Source organism: Rhodococcus sp. SJ-3, from assembly GCF_051918125.1.
Lineage (GTDB): Bacteria > Actinomycetota > Actinomycetes > Mycobacteriales > Mycobacteriaceae > Rhodococcus.
Genome location: NZ_CM123306.1, coordinates 3,485,316 through 3,503,759 on the forward strand (window position 1 = coordinate 3,485,316; position 18,444 = coordinate 3,503,759).

The 18,444-nt window shown below is 66.1% G+C and carries 17 protein-coding genes; 9 read left to right on the top strand and 8 right to left on the bottom strand.

Annotation, left to right across the window (positions count from 1 at the left end):
• Nucleotides 1-19 precede the first annotated feature (19 nt).
• Nucleotides 20-1,462, top strand: coding sequence for an AAA family ATPase (locus ACTDXD_RS16145; protein WP_440127668.1), 1,443 nt, complete (start codon nt 20-22; stop codon nt 1,460-1,462).
• Between the two features lie 53 nt (nt 1,463-1,515).
• Entirely contained in the window at nt 1,516-2,238 is a 723-nt protein-coding gene (locus ACTDXD_RS16150) for a VIT1/CCC1 transporter family protein (RefSeq protein ID WP_440123326.1), read from the top strand.
• Between the two features lie 70 nt (nt 2,239-2,308).
• On the opposite strand, the gene ACTDXD_RS16155 is transcribed toward ACTDXD_RS16150, so the two are convergent.
• Entirely contained in the window at nt 2,309-3,202 is an 894-nt protein-coding gene (locus tag ACTDXD_RS16155; RefSeq protein ID WP_440123327.1) for a universal stress protein, read from the bottom strand.
• A 133-nt stretch (nt 3,203-3,335) separates the two neighbouring features.
• Entirely contained in the window at nt 3,336-4,862 is a 1,527-nt protein-coding gene (locus tag ACTDXD_RS16160) for a CYTH and CHAD domain-containing protein (RefSeq protein ID WP_440123328.1), read from the bottom strand.
• A gap of 182 nt (nt 4,863-5,044) precedes the next feature.
• On the opposite strand from ACTDXD_RS16160, the gene ACTDXD_RS16165 reads away from it, so the two are divergent.
• Nucleotides 5,045-5,569: a flavodoxin domain-containing protein gene (locus tag ACTDXD_RS16165; protein ID WP_440123329.1), complete on the top strand. Its 525-nt coding sequence runs from the start codon at nt 5,045-5,047 to the stop codon at nt 5,567-5,569.
• A gap of 17 nt (nt 5,570-5,586) precedes the next feature.
• On the opposite strand, the gene ACTDXD_RS16170 is transcribed toward ACTDXD_RS16165, so the two are convergent.
• Together ACTDXD_RS16170 and ACTDXD_RS16175 are read right to left on the bottom strand one after the other, a co-directional pair.
• Nucleotides 5,587-6,093 carry an SRPBCC family protein gene (locus ACTDXD_RS16170; protein WP_440123330.1) on the bottom strand — a complete coding sequence of 169 codons (507 nt, stop codon included), beginning with the start codon at nt 6,091-6,093 and terminating at the stop codon, nt 5,587-5,589.
• A 38-nt stretch (nt 6,094-6,131) separates the two neighbouring features.
• Nucleotides 6,132-7,043 (bottom strand): pseudouridine synthase, encoded by a 912-nt coding sequence (locus tag ACTDXD_RS16175; RefSeq protein WP_440123331.1) that lies wholly within the window; start codon nt 7,041-7,043, stop codon nt 6,132-6,134.
• Nucleotides 7,044-7,188: 145 nt separating this feature from the next.
• On the opposite strand from ACTDXD_RS16175, the gene ACTDXD_RS16180 reads away from it, so the two are divergent.
• A complete protein-coding gene (locus ACTDXD_RS16180; RefSeq protein WP_440123332.1) occupies nt 7,189-8,181 on the top strand; it encodes an alpha/beta hydrolase in 993 nt (330 codons plus the stop codon).
• Nucleotides 8,171-9,040, top strand: coding sequence for an oxidoreductase (locus ACTDXD_RS16185; RefSeq protein ID WP_440123333.1), 870 nt, complete (start codon nt 8,171-8,173; stop codon nt 9,038-9,040). Before ACTDXD_RS16180 ends, ACTDXD_RS16185 begins: the two co-directional genes overlap by 11 nt.
• A gap of 41 nt (nt 9,041-9,081) precedes the next feature.
• Here the strand turns inward: ACTDXD_RS16185 and ACTDXD_RS16190 are convergent, their stop codons facing one another.
• The 3 genes from ACTDXD_RS16190 to ACTDXD_RS16200 all read right to left on the bottom strand — a co-directional run bounded on the left by ACTDXD_RS16190 (nt 9,082) and on the right by ACTDXD_RS16200 (nt 12,171).
• Entirely contained in the window at nt 9,082-10,233 is a 1,152-nt protein-coding gene (locus ACTDXD_RS16190) for an RNA polymerase sigma factor (protein ID WP_440123334.1), read from the bottom strand.
• A 94-nt stretch (nt 10,234-10,327) separates the two neighbouring features.
• Nucleotides 10,328-10,963: a response regulator gene (locus ACTDXD_RS16195; RefSeq protein WP_440123335.1), complete on the bottom strand. Its 636-nt coding sequence runs from the start codon at nt 10,961-10,963 to the stop codon at nt 10,328-10,330.
• The gene (locus tag ACTDXD_RS16200; protein WP_440123336.1) at nt 10,960-12,171 is read right to left on the bottom strand and encodes a sensor histidine kinase; all 1,212 of its coding nucleotides are present in this window, start codon (nt 12,169-12,171) and stop codon (nt 10,960-10,962) included. The genes ACTDXD_RS16195 and ACTDXD_RS16200 overlap by 4 nt, the downstream gene beginning before the upstream one ends.
• 216 nt (nt 12,172-12,387) lie before the next feature.
• Between ACTDXD_RS16200 and ACTDXD_RS16205 the strand changes: the two genes are divergently transcribed.
• The 4 genes from ACTDXD_RS16205 (at nt 12,388) to ACTDXD_RS16220 (ending at nt 16,126) form a co-directional block, all read left to right on the top strand.
• Complete coding sequence (locus ACTDXD_RS16205; RefSeq protein ID WP_440123337.1) at nt 12,388-13,380, top strand: ABC transporter permease; 993 nt, start codon at nt 12,388-12,390, stop codon at nt 13,378-13,380.
• Nucleotides 13,377-14,054: an ABC transporter ATP-binding protein gene (locus tag ACTDXD_RS16210; RefSeq protein ID WP_440123338.1), complete on the top strand. Its 678-nt coding sequence runs from the start codon at nt 13,377-13,379 to the stop codon at nt 14,052-14,054. The genes ACTDXD_RS16205 and ACTDXD_RS16210 overlap by 4 nt, the downstream gene beginning before the upstream one ends.
• Nucleotides 14,055-14,149: 95 nt before the next feature.
• Complete coding sequence (locus tag ACTDXD_RS16215; RefSeq protein WP_440123339.1) at nt 14,150-15,175, top strand: YeiH family protein; 1,026 nt, start codon at nt 14,150-14,152, stop codon at nt 15,173-15,175.
• 60 nt (nt 15,176-15,235) lie between these two features.
• Nucleotides 15,236-16,126, top strand: a complete 891-nt coding sequence (locus ACTDXD_RS16220; protein ID WP_440123340.1) for an oxidoreductase — start codon at nt 15,236-15,238, stop codon at nt 16,124-16,126.
• A 14-nt stretch (nt 16,127-16,140) separates the two neighbouring features.
• Here ACTDXD_RS16220 and ACTDXD_RS16225 read toward each other — a convergent pair whose 3' ends face one another.
• Nucleotides 16,141-18,441 (bottom strand): DEAD/DEAH box helicase, encoded by a 2,301-nt coding sequence (locus ACTDXD_RS16225; protein ID WP_440123341.1) that lies wholly within the window; start codon nt 18,439-18,441, stop codon nt 16,141-16,143.
• Between the last annotated feature and the right edge of the window lie 3 nt (nt 18,442-18,444).

The window sequence follows — 18,444 nt, forward strand, 5'->3', positions numbered from 1 at the left end:
AGAGATCTCATACGCGTCGATGCGGGAAACCCACAGCTCGTTGGTGTTCTTCGTCGGCGATCGAGTGCACAAGATGAAGAAGCCACTCGATCTCGGGTTCCTCGACAATCGCACGCGCGTTGCGCGAGAGCAGATCTGTCACAGGGAAGTGGTGCTCAACCGGCGCCTCGCCCCGGATGTGTATCTCGGCGTGGCCGACATGCACGATCCGGGAGGGGAGGTGTGCGAGCACTTCGTCGTCATGAAGAGGCTTCCCGACGATCGGCGTATGGCGGTGGTGATCGAACGGGGCGAGGACGTCGGTGCGGCAATCGACGATGTGGCACGGCAGGTTGCAGTCCTGCATGCCGCGTCGCCGCACAGCCCCGGCATCGATCGGTGCGCGACTGCGGAATTCGTTGCCGAACTGTGGCGACTGAGCCTCGATCACCTCGATCGCCTGCAGGTCGGGCGGGAGGCCGGGTCTGCCCTGGCTCGCATCCGCACTGCGTCCCAACGCTATCTACAGGGACGCACAGCATTGTTCGATGGCCGTATTGCGGCAGGCAGAGCGGTCGACGGGCACGGAGACATGCTCTGCGACGACATCTTCTGTATGGACGACGGCCCGCGCATCATCGACTGCCTCGAATTCGACGACGAGCTGCGCTATGGAGACGCGGCCCTCGACCTCGCTTTTCTTGCAATGGATCTCGAACGCCTCGGCGCTCTCGACGCGGCGCGCACCTTGCTCGATGCGTACGCCACCCATGCGGACGATCATCCCCCCGCGTCGCTCGAGCATCACTACATCGCCTACCGCGCCCTGGTGCGCGCCAAGGTGACCGCGCTACGCCACGAGCAGGGCGATGCTTCCTCACGTGAGGAAACCTTCGGCTACCTCGACCAGGTAGAGCACAATCTCGATCGTGGACGGGTGCGGCTGGTCCTCGTCGGTGGTGTTGCCGCAACCGGGAAGTCGACGCTGGCCAAGACGATCGGAGGTCATCTGAGAGCGGCTGTCCTGCGAACCGATGTGATCCGTAAGGAACTTGCCGGGATGGCTCCGACCGAACGTACCGGCGACGGTGTCGGCTCGGGTCTGTATTCAGCGGAGAGCACCGATGCCACCTACCGGGAACTGTGCCGTCGTGCCGGTGACCTGCTTGCACGGGGCGAATCGGTGGTGCTCGACGCGACGTGGCTTTCGGAGGAGCGTCGTCGCACTGCGCGGGAGGTCGCGGTTTCGACGGCTGCAGATCTGATCGAGATCGAATGCAGAGCCGACCGGGAGGTGCTGATGCAGCGCATCGCCTCTCGCACCGCGCGTGGAGACGATGCCTCCGATGCCACCCCGGCGGTGCTCGACGAACAACTGCACCGGCGGGACGAGTGGCCGGGTGCTGTGGTCCTCGATACGACGGAGGGGGGATCTCCCGACTCCGACTGGATCGAAAGGAAACTCGGCCGCGCGCCTTGGTGAGGTGAGCCTGGCCGTGCTATCGGAAGGGGTGTGCGAGTTCTACGCTGGCGATCATGTCCCTACCGGAGTCGGTGTCCGACCACGCCGCCGAGCCGCACACCAGCGGTCTGGCCACCAAACTGAACTGGTTGCGAGCCGGCGTGCTCGGCGCGAACGACGGCATCGTCTCCACGGCGGGCCTCGTCGTAGGCATTGCCGCAGCCACCACAGACCGGTCGACGATTCTCGTTGCCGGTGTGGCAGGGCTGGCCGCCGGCGCGGTCTCGATGGCGTTGGGGGAGTACGTGTCGGTGAGTGCGCAGCGCGACACCGAACGAGCTGCGTTGCGGGTCGAACGCCGCGAGCTCGCAGTGATGCCCGAAGAGGAGCTCGAAGAACTTACCGGCCTGCTCGAGCACAAGGGATTGTCCCGTGCCACGGCACGTTCGGCAGCGGAGGAACTGACAGCCCGTAATGCCTTGCGGGCACACGCGGAAATAGAGCTGGGAATCGATCCGAGCGAGCTTGCGAACCCGTGGGTCGCGGCCCTCTCATCTGCGGTCGCCTTCACAGCGGGTGCGTTGGCACCGCTTCTCATGATCGTATTCGTGTCCGAAACTATCAGGATCCCAGTGACTTTCGTGGCAGTGTTGTGTGCGCTTGCCGCAACGGGATCCGTCGGTGCCTGGCTGGGTGGCGCGCGACCGGGGCGCGCGGTGGCGCGCGTTGTGCTCGGAGGTGCGCTTGCCATGGCGGTGACCTATGGACTCGGCGCTGCATTCGGGGTCGCACTCTGATCGACCCGCGCAAAGGCCCACGCGCCGCGGCGGGGGCGTGGGCCTGAGCGTTGTGCGGTCCGGCGCTTTCTCAGGGCTTGCGTGCGACAAGGACAGGGCAGGGTGCGTTGTGCAGAAGATTCTGACTGGTGGAGCCGAGTAGAGCGGCGGCGAACTGGCCGCGCCCATGGCTGCCGACCACAGCGAGTTGCGCATCCTGCAGGTGGTTCAGCAGTACCTTCGCGGCGGGACCGCGATCGATGACGCGACGGACCTCGACGTCCGGATACTTGTCATGCAGACCCGCGAGGGACTCCGCGAGTACGGCGGACTCCGACTCTTCCACGGCCTCCCAGTCGACCAGCGCGGCCGTGGCACCGACGCCGAGTGCAGCGTCGCCGATCCACGAATGCACGGCCGAGAGCGGTGCTCCGAGGGTCTGCGCATATTCGAATGCGTACTCCACTGCGGCAGAAGAGAGTTCGCTACCGTCCACACCCACGACGATGGGCTTCGAGCTGGGGAGGGGGTTGGAGGTGTCGCCTCGCCACACCACCACCGGGCACGGTGCGTGGTTGGAGACGCGTACGACCGTCGAGCCGAGCAGGAAGTTTTCGACCTTGCCTGCGCCCGTGGCGCCGAGGACGACGACGCGAGCCTTTTCGGCGGCCTCGAGAATGGAGGTTGCTGCGGGCCCGGGGCCGATGAAGCTCTGCACCTCCAGGCCGGGATTGTCGGCACGCACGCGGTCGGCGACGTCGGAGAGGACCTGTTTACCGTCCTTCTCGAGTTGTTCGACCATCTGGGACTGGATCAGGACCGCAGCTTCGCTGTAGAAGATCCCCTCGCTGGGTAACGAATGAACGAGCTCGAGTGGCACCTCGAGACGCGCGGCGAGTGCGCCTGCCCAGCGGGCGGCTGCCGCAGAGGTTTCGGAACCGTCGACACCTGCAACGACGGCCTTGCTGGTGCTCGGTGTGCTCATCGATGTCTCCTTCATTTGTACGGCGACCTGCGGGACGGGGCGACCGATCGGCTACGGATGTCACGTTACGCCACACGAATCCGACGCATACCCGGGAACCGCGATGCGTCGTGGCGAGTCTCGAGGTCCTGGCTCAGCGCCACAACGTGCGTGCGGATTTGTATGCCTTCTTCCATGCCGCCTCGAGGTGCACGGCCTGCCGAGCGCCGATCTCGGCTTCGAGCTGATGCAGGACACCGAGTCCGAAACTGGACTCGGCGGAGTGCCCCTGCTCGGACGCCAGATCGAGCAGATGGTCGCGCGCGACCACCGAATCCTGGAACTCGCCCAGCAGGTCCTGGAACTCGTCGAACCTGTCGAGTGCGTGCTCGGCGCGTTTCGGATGCAGCGGCGCGATCACCTCGATCGCGTAGCGCAAGCGTTTCGACCCCTTACGTGCGCGGTGCATCCGTTCGTCGCGCTCTGTATCGTCGCGGGCTTCGGCCACCCGGTCCACACGTTTCGTCACTTTCTTTGCGAGATTCTCGATCGACCGGGCGAGCTTTGCGGGTTTGGGACGGTGCTGCTTGTCACGATTCTTCGGGGTGGCCGACAGTTCGCCGATCAGCGTGTCGAGACTGTCGATCAGCGCCAGATACCGATCGGAGTCGAGCGTCGTGATCGCTTCTGCGCGTGCCGCAATCGATTTGGCGGTGAAGTACTCGTCGATGCGCGCGCGGGTGGCCTCGCGATACCGTTCGACGCTGATCTCCGCGACTCGATCGGCGAGTCGTTCGTGCTGGACCTCGAGATCGCGGGACGGGCTCAGACATCTTCCGAGCCAGCGCAGTTCCTCGACGAGTGCGGTGTCGATCGCGAAATCGTCTGCGTAGGTCTGCAGGGCACTGCGGAGGCGGCGCGCTGCTTTGCGCATGCTGTGTACCGCGTCGGGTGCGTCGCGTCGCACGGCGATGTCGGACATCAACAGCGTCTGTCGCTCGTGTGCGAGATAGTCGCGCAGGTAGCCCGCGGTACCGCGCAGGGGTTCGGTGGCCGGGATGAGGTCGCCGAGGACTCGGTGCACCTTCGACGGACTCGGGGAGCGTGTGATGCCTTCCGCACCGAGGAGTTCCTCGACTGAATCCAGGATGGAGGGGTCGGCCCCCGGCCCGAGTTCGACCTCGATCTCCCGCCACTGCGGTTCGGCGTCGTCGACGCTGCGGATCGCGGTCACATCGTCGATGACCACTTCGGCGAGCAGCGCGCCGTCGGCCCCTCGGAGCCGATGTCGACGGCGTCGAGTGTTCAGTAGCGCGGCGAGCGCTACAGGGCGATTCCGCCGAACCCCGCGGAGCAAGCCGAGCAACGCATCGGGCGCAACGTCGGTGGGGCCGCTCGCCGCGAACGGATGATGCAGTTCGGTCCGGGTGTCGTCGCCGACGGGAAGCTTCGAATGCCAGCCTGCGTCGTCGCCACCCTCACGCCTGCGAAGGGTGATCTTCGATCGCAGCAACTGCAGATCAGGGGTATCGAAGTATTGGGCGGACAGATCGACCGTGTCGGTGTCGATCGACGTGACTCCTGCGATCCCGGAGAGATCGGGCACGTCCTGGTCGGGTGTCGCCGTGTACTTGCGTTCGGTCTCTTCGGATACCGATGTGGTCGATTTCGCCGGCGTCATGATCCTCCTGTCGGTGGTGTGCACCGAGTGCTCCCTGAAATGCAACTGTGCCATCGAGTTCCCGATATGTCGCGAGTGCAGGATGTGAAACACAACAAAGCCCGGGAGAAGGGCACTTGGACTCTGGTCTTCTGCCGATTTCCGGGTGATCATGGGGAAACGCGCGCCTCCGGAGGGTGAGAATGAGGATTTTGGTGGCGGTGGGGAGCAAGCACGGTTCCACCGCGGAACTCGCAACGGCTTTGGCTGCGGGTCTGCGTCATCACGGCGCCGACGTCGATGTTCGCGCGCCCGAGGCGGTATCGAGTATTGCCGATTACGACGTCGTGATCGTGGGGAGCGCTGTCTACCGCAATCGGTGGCTGCGCGCGGTTCGAGATTTCCTCGACGAGCACGCTGTGGCCCTGCGACGCCGGGATGTCTTCCTCTTCTCGTCCGGACCGATAAAGGAGCAGGGGCGTCCCGTGAACAACCATTACGACGTCGCGCCCGCCATGGCCCGCACAGGCGCTCTCGAACACCGTACGTTCGCAGGAAAGGTCGATCCCGCCGTACTCAGCGCCGGTGAGCGTGTGGTGGTCCGGATGACCGGGGCCCGGCTCGGTGACTTCCGTGACTGGGATGAGATCGGTTCATGGGCGTCGGAGATCGTCGCGAGAGTGTCGGGACGCACCGGGGCGCGAGTCCCCACCGAACAGATCCGATAACCCGGCCGAGGCGCGCTTCAGCTGCCGGGGAGGCGGTAGTGCTCGGCGAGCTCCTCGGCACGTTCCCACATCGACCAATCGATCGGTCTGCCGTCGAGCTGGGCTTCGACGACCTCCAATCCCGCGTGCCAGCCCGCACCGTGCGCGTACGCGTCGTCCTCGGTGTCCGTGGTGTGGGTGAGGGTGAGCCAGCATCCGCCGGATCCGTCGGGTGCCAACTCCCAGTGAAGTACGTCGGAGTCCCACATCAGCTCGAGAATTCGTCCGGGGTGCACTACCAGGACCGAACCGCTCGCGGTATGCCCAGCGGGAAGATCGAAGCGGCGTACCTGTTCATCGGTGGTGCGGAACTGTAGTTGCGCGCCCGGGGTGAGGTCCCAGTCGACGGAGGCGGGAAACCAGGCGTCGAGGTACTCGGACTCGGTGAGGACACTCCACACCCTCTCCGGAGAGTGAGGGAAGCCACGTTCGAAGCGCAGGGCCACCCGGCCGTCGTAAGTACGAGAAATGCTGCCGAGACTCATGGATCCTCCACGACGAGAAGCCCGTGCTGCCAACGGGGTCAGGGGGTGCTGTGGTCCCATGCTGCCAGGTTTCTGCGGCTTGTGAAGTGAGTCCGCCGACCCGTGATCGGATCGTCGAATTCGACCGCGCGCGCGAGTAGCTGGAGCGGTGACGAATAGTCGTCGCGGGCAACGTCGTACACGTGCGGGTAGAGGGGATCGCCCATGATCGGCAGACCAAGGGAGTTCATGTGTACGCGCAATTGGTGCGTTTTCCCCGTCCTCGGTAACAGTCGGTACAGCGCACGATCGCCGCGGACATCGTGCACGTCGAGGTGGGTAACGGCGTTGATCTCACCCGGGACTTCGCGCGCCTGGAGAACCCCGCGTTCCTTCACGATGCGGCTTCGTGTCTCGAGAGGGAATCCGAGGTGCGGCGCAGCGGGTGCCACCGCCTCGTACTCTTTCTCGACCATTCGGTTCTCGAAGAGCATCTGATAGGCGCGGCGAACCTCACGGCGAACCGTGAACACCAGTACCCCGGCGGTGAGACGGTCGAGTCGGTGCGCGGGTGTGAGTTCGGGAAGGTCGAGTTCGCGGCGCAGTCGCACGAGCGCGGTTTCCGCAACCCACGAACCTCGGGGGATAGTGGGAAGGAAATGGGGTTTGTCGGCAACGAGCAGATTGTCGTCATGATGAAGAATGTCGATTTCGAACGGAACACGTGTCTCCGCAGGCGGATCGCGATAGAGAAACACGAACGTGCGCGGAACGCACGGACTGGTACGTGAGATCACAGTTCCGTCACCGGAGAAGACCTCACCCGAGTCGATCTTCTCTTCGATCCGTGCTGCGTCGTCGGGAAAACGGGTGCACAGGTACTCCACCACCGTCTCCGACGTGCAGTTTTCCGGAATTCGCAGGCGGGTCGGATTCAGTCCGTCTCGGACGGGAAGGGGAGCGTCGGGCACGTCGAGACACGGTAGCCGCCGAGTCGCCGATTTCGGTTTCGGCTTTGCAGGATAACGATTGTGTGCAAGCCTGCTTAAGTCTCGCGCGCACTTATATCGTGTGACGAGAGTGATTTCTGGGGTAAACGTTCAAGGAGAGCTTGGTGTGACGAATTCGTCCGATAACGGAACGCGACGGGGAGTGCGCGCCCTCGTGCGGCTGCTCGTAGCGGCGATCGTGGTCCCGCTCGCGCTCGTTTTCGCAGGTATCGGGGCAGGTACCGCGTCCGCAGACCCGTACACCCGATTCTCCGAGGACTGGGTCGCCGCACCCGGCGGCGTCGGCCAGATCAAGGTGCGCATCTGGCACGCGAACAACGGCAGCAACAAGGCTGTGTATCTGCTCGACGGCCTGCGCGCCACCGACGATGTCAGCGGTTGGGAGCACGAGACCAATGCGGCATGGCTGGCCGACAACGGCATCAACGTCGTGATGCCGGTGGGCGGCCAGTCGAGCTTCTACGCCGACTGGTACGCGCCGAGCAACTTCAACGGCCAGAAGTACACCTACAAGTGGGAATCGTTCCTCACCCAGAATCTCCCCGATCATCTCGCTGCCGCGTACGGCATCTCCCGCAGCAACAACGCGGTCGTCGGGTTGTCGATGGGCGGTAACGCCGCGCTGATCCTCGCCGCTTACCACCGCGACCAGTTCGGCTTCGCAGGCTCGCTGTCCGGTTACCTGAACCTGTCCGCGCCCGGTATGCGCGAAGCGATCCGCATCGCCATGCTCGATGCAGGCGGATTCAACTCCGATGCCATGTGGGGCCCTCCCTGGGATTCCGCGTGGCTGCGCCACGACCCGTTCGTCGCGGCACCGAAGATGCGCGGGCTGCCGATGTGGATCGCGGCCTCGAGCGGCCTGCCCGGTGAGCACGACCGTCCGAACTCCGCGATCGGCGTGTTCAACACTGCAAACGCAATGGGGCTCGAAGCGCTCGCACTCGCGCAGAACCGCGCATTCCAGGTCCGGCTGGCCACCCTCGGTATCGACTCCGCGCACTTCTCCTTCCCTTCCACCGGCACCCACACGTGGGGCTACTGGCAAGACGAGCTGTGGGAGATGCTCCCGATGATGAAGGCGTCGATTGGCGCCTGACTCCACCGCATCACCGGTAGCGCCGGTCACCTACTTGGTGACCGGCGCTACCAGCGGTGTGGGGGAGGCAACTGCTCGATCACTCGGTGCTGCGGGAGCTACGGTCCTGCTCGCAGGCCGCAACACGGCCGCAGGTGAACGGATCGCATCGGAGATCGGCCCCAACGCGTCGATGCACCGTCTCGACCTGGCCGACCTCGATTCGGTCCACGAGTTCTCCCGCACCCTCGGCGACCGTACGATCGACGTGCTCGTCAACAACGCCGGGGTCATGGCGCTGCCACTGACCCGGACACGGGACGGGTTCGAGATGCAGTTCGGTACCAATCACCTCGGCCATTTCGCTCTGACCGGCCTGCTGCTCGACCGCATCACCACGCGCGTCGTCACCGTGTCCAGCGCTGCCCACCTTCTCGGCCGGCTGGACCTCGACGACCTCAACTGGGAACACCGCCGCTACAGCAGGGCTGGCGCCTACGCGCAGTCCAAGCTCGCGAATCTGGTGTTCAGCCTCGAACTGGAGCGGCGCCTGGCGGCGGCACGTTCGCGGTTGCGTGCGATCGCTGTTCACCCCGGGTACGCCGCCACCGAAGTCGGGAGCAACACCGGCACATGGTTCGACGGCCTCTTCGGTTTCGGCAAGAAGATCCTGCAACGCACTTCCGCGCAGGGCGCCGAATCAGTGGTGTACGCCGCGACGGAGCCGACGATGGCCGGTGGCCTGATCGGACCGCACATGCTGCTGTACGGCTCACCTCACCAGGCCCGGATTGCGCAGCGGGCACGCGACCGCGATGTCGCCCGCAGGCTGTGGGAACTGTCGGAGAAGTACACCGCAGTGACGTTCTCCCTGAAGTGACTTTGCACTGCAGGGACGTTCTCCCTGCAGTGACGTTATCTCTACCTGCCGAAGGGCGACCCTGGTTCGAACGTGAACAGCGGCGGTGCCGTATTCGTCGAACCGCCGTTCCCACCGCTGCCGTTCCCACTGCCACTGCCCCCGCCGGTTTCCGATTGCTCCGGTTCAGCGTCGGATTCGTTGTCGGAGTCGTCGTTGCGCGAACGGTCGCGGCGAGAGGACCATCCGGTCTCGGTCGTCGTAGGGGAGAGCGAGGGCGTGGGGGACGGTTCGGTGGTGGTCTCCGGCGAGGATGTTCTTGTCACGGTTTCGGGCGTCACGGTCGTCGTGACCGGGGGCGGGGCAGCGGTCGTCGTGCTCGGCTCCGACGTCGTGGCCGGTGTAGTGGTGATCGGGTCGCGCGGATAGTCCCCGAGGTTCATTCGTACGGTCGCTTCGCTCGGGTTCGGGACACTCTGTCCTGCGGGCGCGCGACCGGTGAACGCGAACACCGTGACCGCAACCAACGCTGCGACCCCGGCTGCAGATGCGCCCCAGGCCACGATCGCGCGTCGTGGTTTCCCGGGAGCAGGGAAACCTGCACGATCGACAGGATCGATCCGGCGACCCATTGCCGCGCGTTCCGCTGCGGACGGCGGCGCGGTGAGGACTCGGTCGCGCAGGTACGGCGGCGGCGGTGTCGTCGGAAGTCGAACAAGTTGTCCGGCCGGGTCGGTGACGGCAGCGTTCGCGTGCTCGAGCGCAGTTTCGACATCGAAATCCCCGCCGATGATCGCGGCGACCTGACGTTCGGTGAACCCGTACCGCACGGTGAGGTCGACCGCCTCGAGGTCTGCCGGATCCAGCGCGTGTACCGGCGGCAGAACGGTGGTCTCGGCGTCGACATCGGCTTCGGGGCCCGCGGGGACGTAGCCCGGTGCAGCACCGCCGGATACGCGCACGCACTCAGACCGCGCGATTGCGCACAGCCAAGCCGTGAACATGTCGGGATCACGCAGCGTCCGGATCCGTTCGACCGCGATCCACACGGCGTCGTGTGCCACGTCGGACGCACTGGAGGGATCGAGGAACCCGCGCACGTATCCGTACAGCGTCGCGGCGTGAAGGTCGTAGACGTCGGCGGCCGAGTCGCCGGCCTTCGCTCGCAGTGCCGAGACGAGCGAACGGTCTGTTCCTCCCGAATGCCGGCTCAATCGTCGAACCTTCCGTGTCGGAATCGGTCGTGTCGTCCGGCGCAGTCTACGAGGGAACCCGTGTGCGAGTCGCCCGGGCCTCTGCGACGGTCGGTCAGCGACGGATGTAGCCGAGCTCGGTGGCAGCCGCGACCGCCGAGGTGCGTGAGTCGACACCGAGTTTGGTGTAGATGTGCGCGAGATGCGATTTGACGGTGCCTTCGGTCAGATGCAATCGCCGTCCGATCCGCTGGTTGGACAGTCCCTCGGAGACGAGCGTGAGGACCTCGACCTCGCGCCGGGTCAATGCCGTCCCTGGATTGCGCAGCCGGGTGACGAGCCGGTCGGCCACGGCGGGAGCCAAGGTGGTGCGTCCCGCCGCGGCAGTGCGGATCCCCGCGGCAAGATCCTCGGGGGGAGCGTCCTTGAGGAGATAACCGGTTGCGCCTGCCTCGATCGCGGGGAGAGTATCGGCATCGGTGCCGTAGGTCGTCACGACCAGGATCCGCGGCGCGCCGGGACGGGAGGTGATCGCAGCGGTGGCCTCCGCGCCGGTCATTCCACCGCCGAACTGAAGATCCATGACGACGACGTCGATGTCACCCTCCGCTGCGCGAGAAACGGCTTCCTCTGCCGTCGCCGCCTCCGCGACCACCGTCATGCCCGGTTCGGTGTCGAGCACGGCGCGTAAACCGGCTCGCACGACCGGATGGTCGTCGGCCAGCAGCAACCGAATCGGTTGTTCGTTCACTCGGTCACCTCGGTAGCAGCCGGTTCGGTCGGAGGGGGAAGAGGAAGTCGGGCAGCCAGAGCGGTACCGCGTCCGGGGGCCGACTCGACGGTGAACGTGCCGTCGAGGTCGAGTATTCGTGAGCGCATCGCTGCCAGCCCGAAACCGTCGCCGTCCTTCCCGGGGCGTGGCACACCGTCCGGAACGAATCCGCGACCGTCATCGACGATGTCCACCGCTACCTCGTCGTCGAGGAAACTGAGGGTGACGGCCACATTCGCGGCGTCGGCGTGGTTTGCGGCGTTGGCGAGTGCGGACTGCGCGACCCGGAGCAGCGCGACCTCGTGGGCGGTGGGCAACGCGACCGGGGTTCCGGTCAGGTGGAACCGGGCGACGAAGGGGTGCCGTGCCGCCGTGGTCATGCAGAGCCGGTCGAGTGCGTCGGCGAGGGTGGAGTCCGTGAGCGCGGGAGGTGACAGTGCAGCGACGAACTGTCGTGCCTCGGCAAGGTTGTCGACAGCGGCGATCCGGGCCTGTTCGACGTATCCGGTCGCGGCATCGATATTCGATGGCAGCGCACGCTCGGCCGCGCGCAAAAGCAACTGGATGCTGGAGAGCCCCTGAGCGAGGGTGTCGTGGATTTCGCGGGCCAGTCGTTCGCGTTCCTGGAGGACACCGGCGCGGTGCTGTGCGGCAGCGAGGTCGGCCCGCGTCGCGGTGAGTTCGTCGATCAGCATCCGTCGCCGCTCACTCTCGTGGTACAGGGTCCGATAGCCCCAGACGACTGCGACCGCGACCGCGGCACCGAGGGCCGGGCCGATCCCGGCTGCGGGAGTCACGGCGTCCTGATGAGCGGCGAACCCCGCCGCAGCGGTGATCGCGGTGAGGACCACCGCAATCAGACCGCCACGCCGCTGTAGCAGGTGTAGCTGCACGAAGTACAGCGGAAAGGCCAGCCACACTGCCTCGGCGGACAGTGTCAGCAGCACCAGCCACACCGCACCGACGGCGATGAGCCAGAGTGCGGCCGCGCGGGGAGATCGAGCGACCACGGGCAGCAGCGGTCCGATCGCATATGTCACGGCGAGGACCACGGCCGTAGCAGCCACCGCGCCGGCATGGGGAGCGTCGCCCGCCACAGCGCGTACCACCGTCAGCGCGAGCAGTCCCATCACGAGCAGGTGCAGGCACCAGGCCAGAACCCTGGTGGCGGTCGTCGAGGTGTTCACTGTCGGCCAAGCCTACGGGTCGCTGCGGCGTGTCACATCTGCCGAAAGGTGGAGAGCGACCCGCTTCGTTCGACTCGGAAAGACATCACTCGGGCCCGATGAATGCGGCTCGGGGGACGACGAAAGTGGACGGCGTTCCGAGTTCCACCGAGAGAAAGCCGAGCCGTGTTCGTTGCCTGGAGAGACCTGAGATTCGCCAAGGGCAGATTCGCCCTGATGGGGACTGTCATCGTCCTGATCACCCTCCTGGTCGGCCTGCTGTCCGGCCTCACCGCCGGTCTGGCTCGGCAGAACATTTCCGCGATCACGGATCTGCCCGCCGACCACATCACCTTCGCAGATCCCGGCGACGACGATCCGGCGTTCGGGAGTTCCATGGTCACCCGTCAGCAGTGGCAGCAGTGGGCCACCGCACCCGGCGTGACTCGCGCCGAACCGCTCGGCATTTCCACCACAAGGGCGACGGCGGGGCAGTCGACCGCCACCGTCTCCGAGTTCGCGGTCGAACCGGACTCGGGCCTCGTGCCGGGCGGGGCCGGTGTCTCCGACGGCACCGCTGTGGTGTCCGCGGCAGCAGCGGAGGCCTTGTCCGTGAACGAGGGCGAGCGCATCACGGTGAACTCCCGGACCCTGACCGTGGCCGCGATCCGAGGTGACGACGCCTTCAGCCACACCCCCGTGGTGTGGACCACCCTCATCGAGCCGACGGCCACGGTGATCGCACTGACCACCGCGGACGGCTTCGACAGCGCCGGGGCCGACCGGCTCGCGGGAACCGAGACCGTCTCGAAGAGCGACTCGCTGTCGGCCATCGGTTCCTACACCTCGGAGAACGGTTCGTTGCAGCTGATGCGCGGCTTCCTGTTCGTCATCTCGGCGCTCGTGATCGGCGCGTTCTTCACCGTGTGGACCGTTCAGCGCAGTGGTGACATCGCCGTGCTGAAGGCGCTCGGGGCACCCACGTCGGCTCTGCTGCGCGACGCGCTCGGGCAGGCGGTGGTCCTGCTGTCGGTGTGCACTGTCGTCGGCACGGGTATCGCCGCTGCGCTCGGCGCTGTGATCTCCGGTTCCGTCCCGTTCGAACTGACGGTTTCGACCGTCCTGACCCCCGCGGTGGTGATGATCGTCCTCGGTGCGGCCGGTGCAGGCCTGGCAGTTCGCCGCGTCACCTCCGTCGACCCTCTGATTGCCCTTGGAAGTGCCCGATGAGCTTGAACCTGAACGATGTGACTCTCACCTATCCCGACGGCGACCAGCGGCTGGTCGCGCTCGATCGTGTCACTCTCGATGTGCCTGCGGGGAAGGTCACCGCGGTGGTAGGACCGTCGGGCTCGGGCAAGTCGAGCCTCCTCGCCGTCGCCGCGACCCTGATCACCCCGGATTCCGGCACGGTCACGATCGCGGGAACCTCCACAGCCGGTCTGTCCCGCGGCGCGCTGGCGGACCTGCGTCGAAAGAAGATCGGCATCGTTTTCCAGCAACCCAATCTCCTGCCCTCTCTGACTGCCGTCGAGCAACTGCAGGTCACGGCGGCGATCGACGGCAGGTCGACGTCCGATGCCCGCTCCCGGGCGTTGGAGCTGCTGGACGCGGTCGGGCTCGCCGACCATTCGGATCGACGTCCGCACCAACTCTCCGGCGGGCAGCGGCAGCGCGTCAACATCGCACGCGCGTTGATGAACGACCCTTCGGTGCTCCTCGTCGACGAACCGACGAGTGCACTCGACCATGAGCGCGGCGCCGACATCGTCGACCTCATCACCGGGTTGACGCACCGGCAGGGGACAGCAACGGTGCTGGTCACGCACGACCGCGCTCACCTCGTCGCGGTCGACGACGTGATCCCGGTGATCGATGGCCGGATCGCGGCCGAACATGCCTGAGACGCATGGCCTAGCGCATTGACATATCGTTTCGATATGTCTTCATGCGCAACTGACGGCTAGCAGCCGGCATCGGTTCGGCGCACGCTCGACAGGTGCAGACAAGAACGGAAATCGCGCCGGTAGCCCCGGTATCGACGATCGCCCGACTTACGCCGGGACTCGCGCTGTGTGCGGTTGCGTCGGCGATCGCAATGGCTGCAGGTGCCCTCGTGCCTGCGTTGAGTCCGCTGCTGATCGCAATCGTGCTCGGCGCGGTCGTCGCGAACGTGGTCGACCTTCCGCAGCGTGTGCGTCCCGGCCTTGCCTTCTCGGCCAAACGGCTGCTGCGTGTCGGCATCGCGCTGCTGGGCCTGCAGTTGCTTCTCGCGGACGTCCTCGGCCTCGGCTGGAAGATCATCGTGGTGGTGGTTGCCATTGTTGCCCTGGGAATCTCGGGAACGATGGTCGTCGGCGGACTACTCGGTCTCACCTGGACTCAGCGAGTCCTGATTGCCTGCGGATTTTCGATCTGCGGAGCGGCGGCTGTCGCCGCAGTGGACGGTGTCGTCGACGCGAAAGAGGACGAAGTGCTCACCGCGGTCGCACTCGTGGTGATCTTCGGAACGTTGATGATCCCCGCGGTACCCCTGCTGTCGCAGGCTCTCGGACTGTCCGACGAAGCGGCAGGCGTGTGGGCAGGAGGGTCGATCCACGAGGTCGCTCAGGTCGTTGCGGCAGGTGGCGTCATCGGCGGCGCAGCGCTGGGGGTGGCCGCGGTGACGAAGCTGGCCCGCGTCCTCATGCTGGCGCCCGTGATCGCAATCCTCGGTATACGTCAGCGGCTCACCGCCTCCGGAGCCGATGCCCACCGTCCTCCGCTGGTACCACTTTTCGTCGCAGCGTTTCTCGTGTGCGTCGGGGTGCGGGCCACCGGGCTCGTTCCGGACGTCGTACTCGGCGCGGCGTCCGTAGTGCAGACCGCCTTGCTCACCGCGGCCATGTTCGCCCTCGGCGCCGGTGTCCGGGTAGCAACCATCAGGAAGGTGGGCGCACGCCCCTTCGTCCTCGCGGCGATCTCGACCGTGTGGGTTGCATCGATCGCGTTGGTCGGAGTGTTTCTCGCAGGTCTCGGGTCCTGAGACCCTGTTCGACGGTTCCGGGCCTGTTCCGCGGGCTCCGCCGCCCGTAGGCTGGCGGTCATGGTGGCATGGACTGCGCAGGACATCCCCGATCAGACCGGCCGCACGTTCGTCGTGACGGGCGCGAACAGCGGGCTCGGCGCCGAAACGACACGGGCCTTGGCTGCCGCGGGTGCGCGTGTGGTGCTCGCGTGCCGCGATGTGGAAAAGGGCGAGAAGGTCGCGGGCGAACTCGGTGACCGCGTTCAGGTGCGTCGGTTGGACCTGGCGGATCTGGATTCGGTGCGCGGGTTCGTCGACGCTCTCGCGGAGTCGCACGAGGTGATCGACGTCCTGATCAACAACGCGGGTGTGATGGCAGTTCCGCTGCGGCGGACAGCAAATGGCTTCGAAATGCAGATCGGTACCAACCACCTCGGGCATTTTGCGCTCACGGCGTTGCTTCTCGGGCGCATCACCGACCGCGTGGTGACGGTGAGTAGCGCGATGCACAGGATCGGGCGAATCGATCTCGACGACCTCAACTGGGAGCGCAGGCGATACGACCGCTGGCTCGCGTACGGGCAGTCGAAGCTGGCCAATCTGTTGTTCGCCTACGAACTGCAGCGGCGCCTGACCGATCGCGAGTCACCGGTGCGCTCGCTGGTTGTCCATCCGGGCTACTCGTCGACAAATCTGCAGTTCCGCAGCGAGACCCTCTACGGCAAGCTCATGGAGCTTGCGACCCCGATCATCGGGCAGTCACCTGCAATGGGTGCGTTGCCATCGCTGTATGCGGCGACAGTCCCCGACGTCGAACCGGGTGGGTTCTACGGTCCCGACTCGTTCTTCGAGATGCGCGGGCATCCGAAGCGGGTGCAGTCGAGCGCACGTTCCAAGGACGAATCCGTTGCGTCGAGGCTGTGGTCGCTCTCGGAGGAACTGTGCGAGGTGGAGTTGCTGTCGGACTGAAGGTGGCAGGTCGTTCACAACAGCGTCGCAGGAACGGGTGGTAGCGCGCCTCGCCGACACAGCCGGGTCTGGTCGACGAGATCGAGCGTCCGCAGATAGTGGCGGACCAGATCTCCTCCCGAGCGCGCCGAATCGGAGGCCACCTGCAGTGCCGCAGCGAGCCCGTCGCCTCGCGCCCACCGGTGGATCGCCGCCACCGGGGCCGGGTCGGGCTCAGGGCTCACCGCAAGGCCGTGCCGTTCCTCGGCGGCGGCGAGTTCTCCCCACAACCGGACTGTCGCGCGCAGTGCCTCGTCGATCGCCGGTGTCGTACGTCCCGCGGATGTGGCCGAGCGTCGGCGGTTCTCGCCGAGCACACTCGACGCAACCGCGGCCAGCTCGGCAGGCTCGAGTCCGGCCCATGCCCCGGTGCGCAGGCACTCGGATACGAGAAGATCGCTTCCGCAATAGATCCGGCTGAGCCGCACGCCGTCGTCGGTGACGTGGGCATGCCCGCTGATCGGGTCGTACATGACGTGGCCGCGTTCGTCGAGCAGTGCCAGTGTGCGGTCGAATGTGTCGATCAGTCGGCCCGAGACCGTATGAACCTGCGCGAGTAGCAGTTCGGTGTCCGCGTTCAGGGCGCTGCGTTGGGCGGCAAGCGTCAAGAGGCGGTCACGGTCGCCACGACGATGACCGGGGTGAGAGCGGACCGCACGCGCCAGGACTGCGACGGTGTCGGCCGGAGCGGTGGTGCGGGCAATGGCGAGCCGGTCGCACAGACTCCGGTATTCGTCGAATCCGTCGGCCTCGGCAAGCTCTGTGTCGAGTGCGGCGAGAGTCGCAGAGTTGACACGGGCGGCCTCGGCGAGCGCGGCGACCGAGTTCTGCGCCTGGAACTGGGCGAATGAGCGACCCAGTAATGCGCGAGCGCCGCCCACACCGAGATCGTCGATGAGATTGACCGCCGTGTTGTATCCGATGCGCAGCGAACTGTGCAGCGGGTAGGTGCGAGTGGAGGCGAGTCCGGCGACGGTTGCGGGCGCGATGTCGGGACTCCACAGCACTACGGCGTGCCCCTCGTCGTCGATGCCGCGGCGACCGGCGCGGCCGGTCAATTGGGTGTACTCGCCGGCCGTCAACCGCACCGGCCCATCGGCCGTCGGTTTGACGAGGCGTTCGAGTACGACTGTCCGGGCAGGCATGTTGACGCCCACCGCGAGTGTCTCTGTCGCGAAGACCACCTTCACGAGGTTGCGAGCGAACAGTTCTTCGATGGTGTGCCGGAACGCGGGAACGAGGCCGGCGTGGTGTGCGGCGAAACCACGCTCGAGCCCGTCGATCCAATCGGCGTAACCCAGCGCATCGAGATCGCCCGGGGGCAGCGAGGCAGTGTGCTTCTCCGCGATGGCCCGGATCTCGGACAGGTCGGTTCCGTCAGTGAGCCGCACCGAGGCGTCGAGGCATTCGGTGACCGCGGCGTCGCATCCGGCGCGGCTGAACCGGAACCAGATGGCAGGCAGGAGTTGTTCGGCTTCCAGACGTGCGACGATCTCGGGTCGGTCGGCGCCCGCGGGTTCGGGCCGGTGACCCCGTCTGCGGCGGCGTCCCCCTCCGGGGGCCGGTGGTGGCGCGGCCTCGACGAGTCGTCGATGCGCGATGTACCGCTCGAGGTTGTCGTCGACACCGCCGTCAAGCGGCGACAGCAGGTCGAACAGGCGACCTCCCGCGAGCATGTGCTGGGTCAGCGGCACCGGTCTGGTCTCCTCGACGACCACGGTTGTGTCGCCGCGGACGCGGGCAATCCACTCGCCGAATTCCTCGGCGTTGCTCACCGTCGCGGACAGGCTGGCGAGACGTACCGTCGCGGGGAGGTGAAGTATCGATTCCTCCCACACTGCGCCGCGCTCGCGGTCGGCGAGATAGTGCACTTCGTCCATGACGACGTGGGTCAGCCCGGTCAGCAGAGGGGAGTGCCCGTGCAGCATGCTCCGCAAGACTTCGGTGGTCATGACGACCACGGGCGCATCGGGATTGTGCGTGATGTCGCCGGTGAGCAGGCCGACTCGATGGTCACCGAATCTTTGGGCGAAGTCGTGGAACTTCTGATTGCTCAGAGCCTTGATCGGTGTGGTGTAGAAGCACGTTCCGTTCGAGACGAGGGCGAGGTGGGCTGCGAACTCCCCGACGACGGTCTTTCCGGAGCCGGTGGGCGCGCAGACCAGCACGTCGCGGTGGTTCTCGAGTGCGCCGCAAGCGCGGGTCTGAAATTCGTCGAGGACGAAGTCGAGCTCGGCCGCGAACAGCGTGAGCTGCGGCCCGTACTGCGTATGCACGTG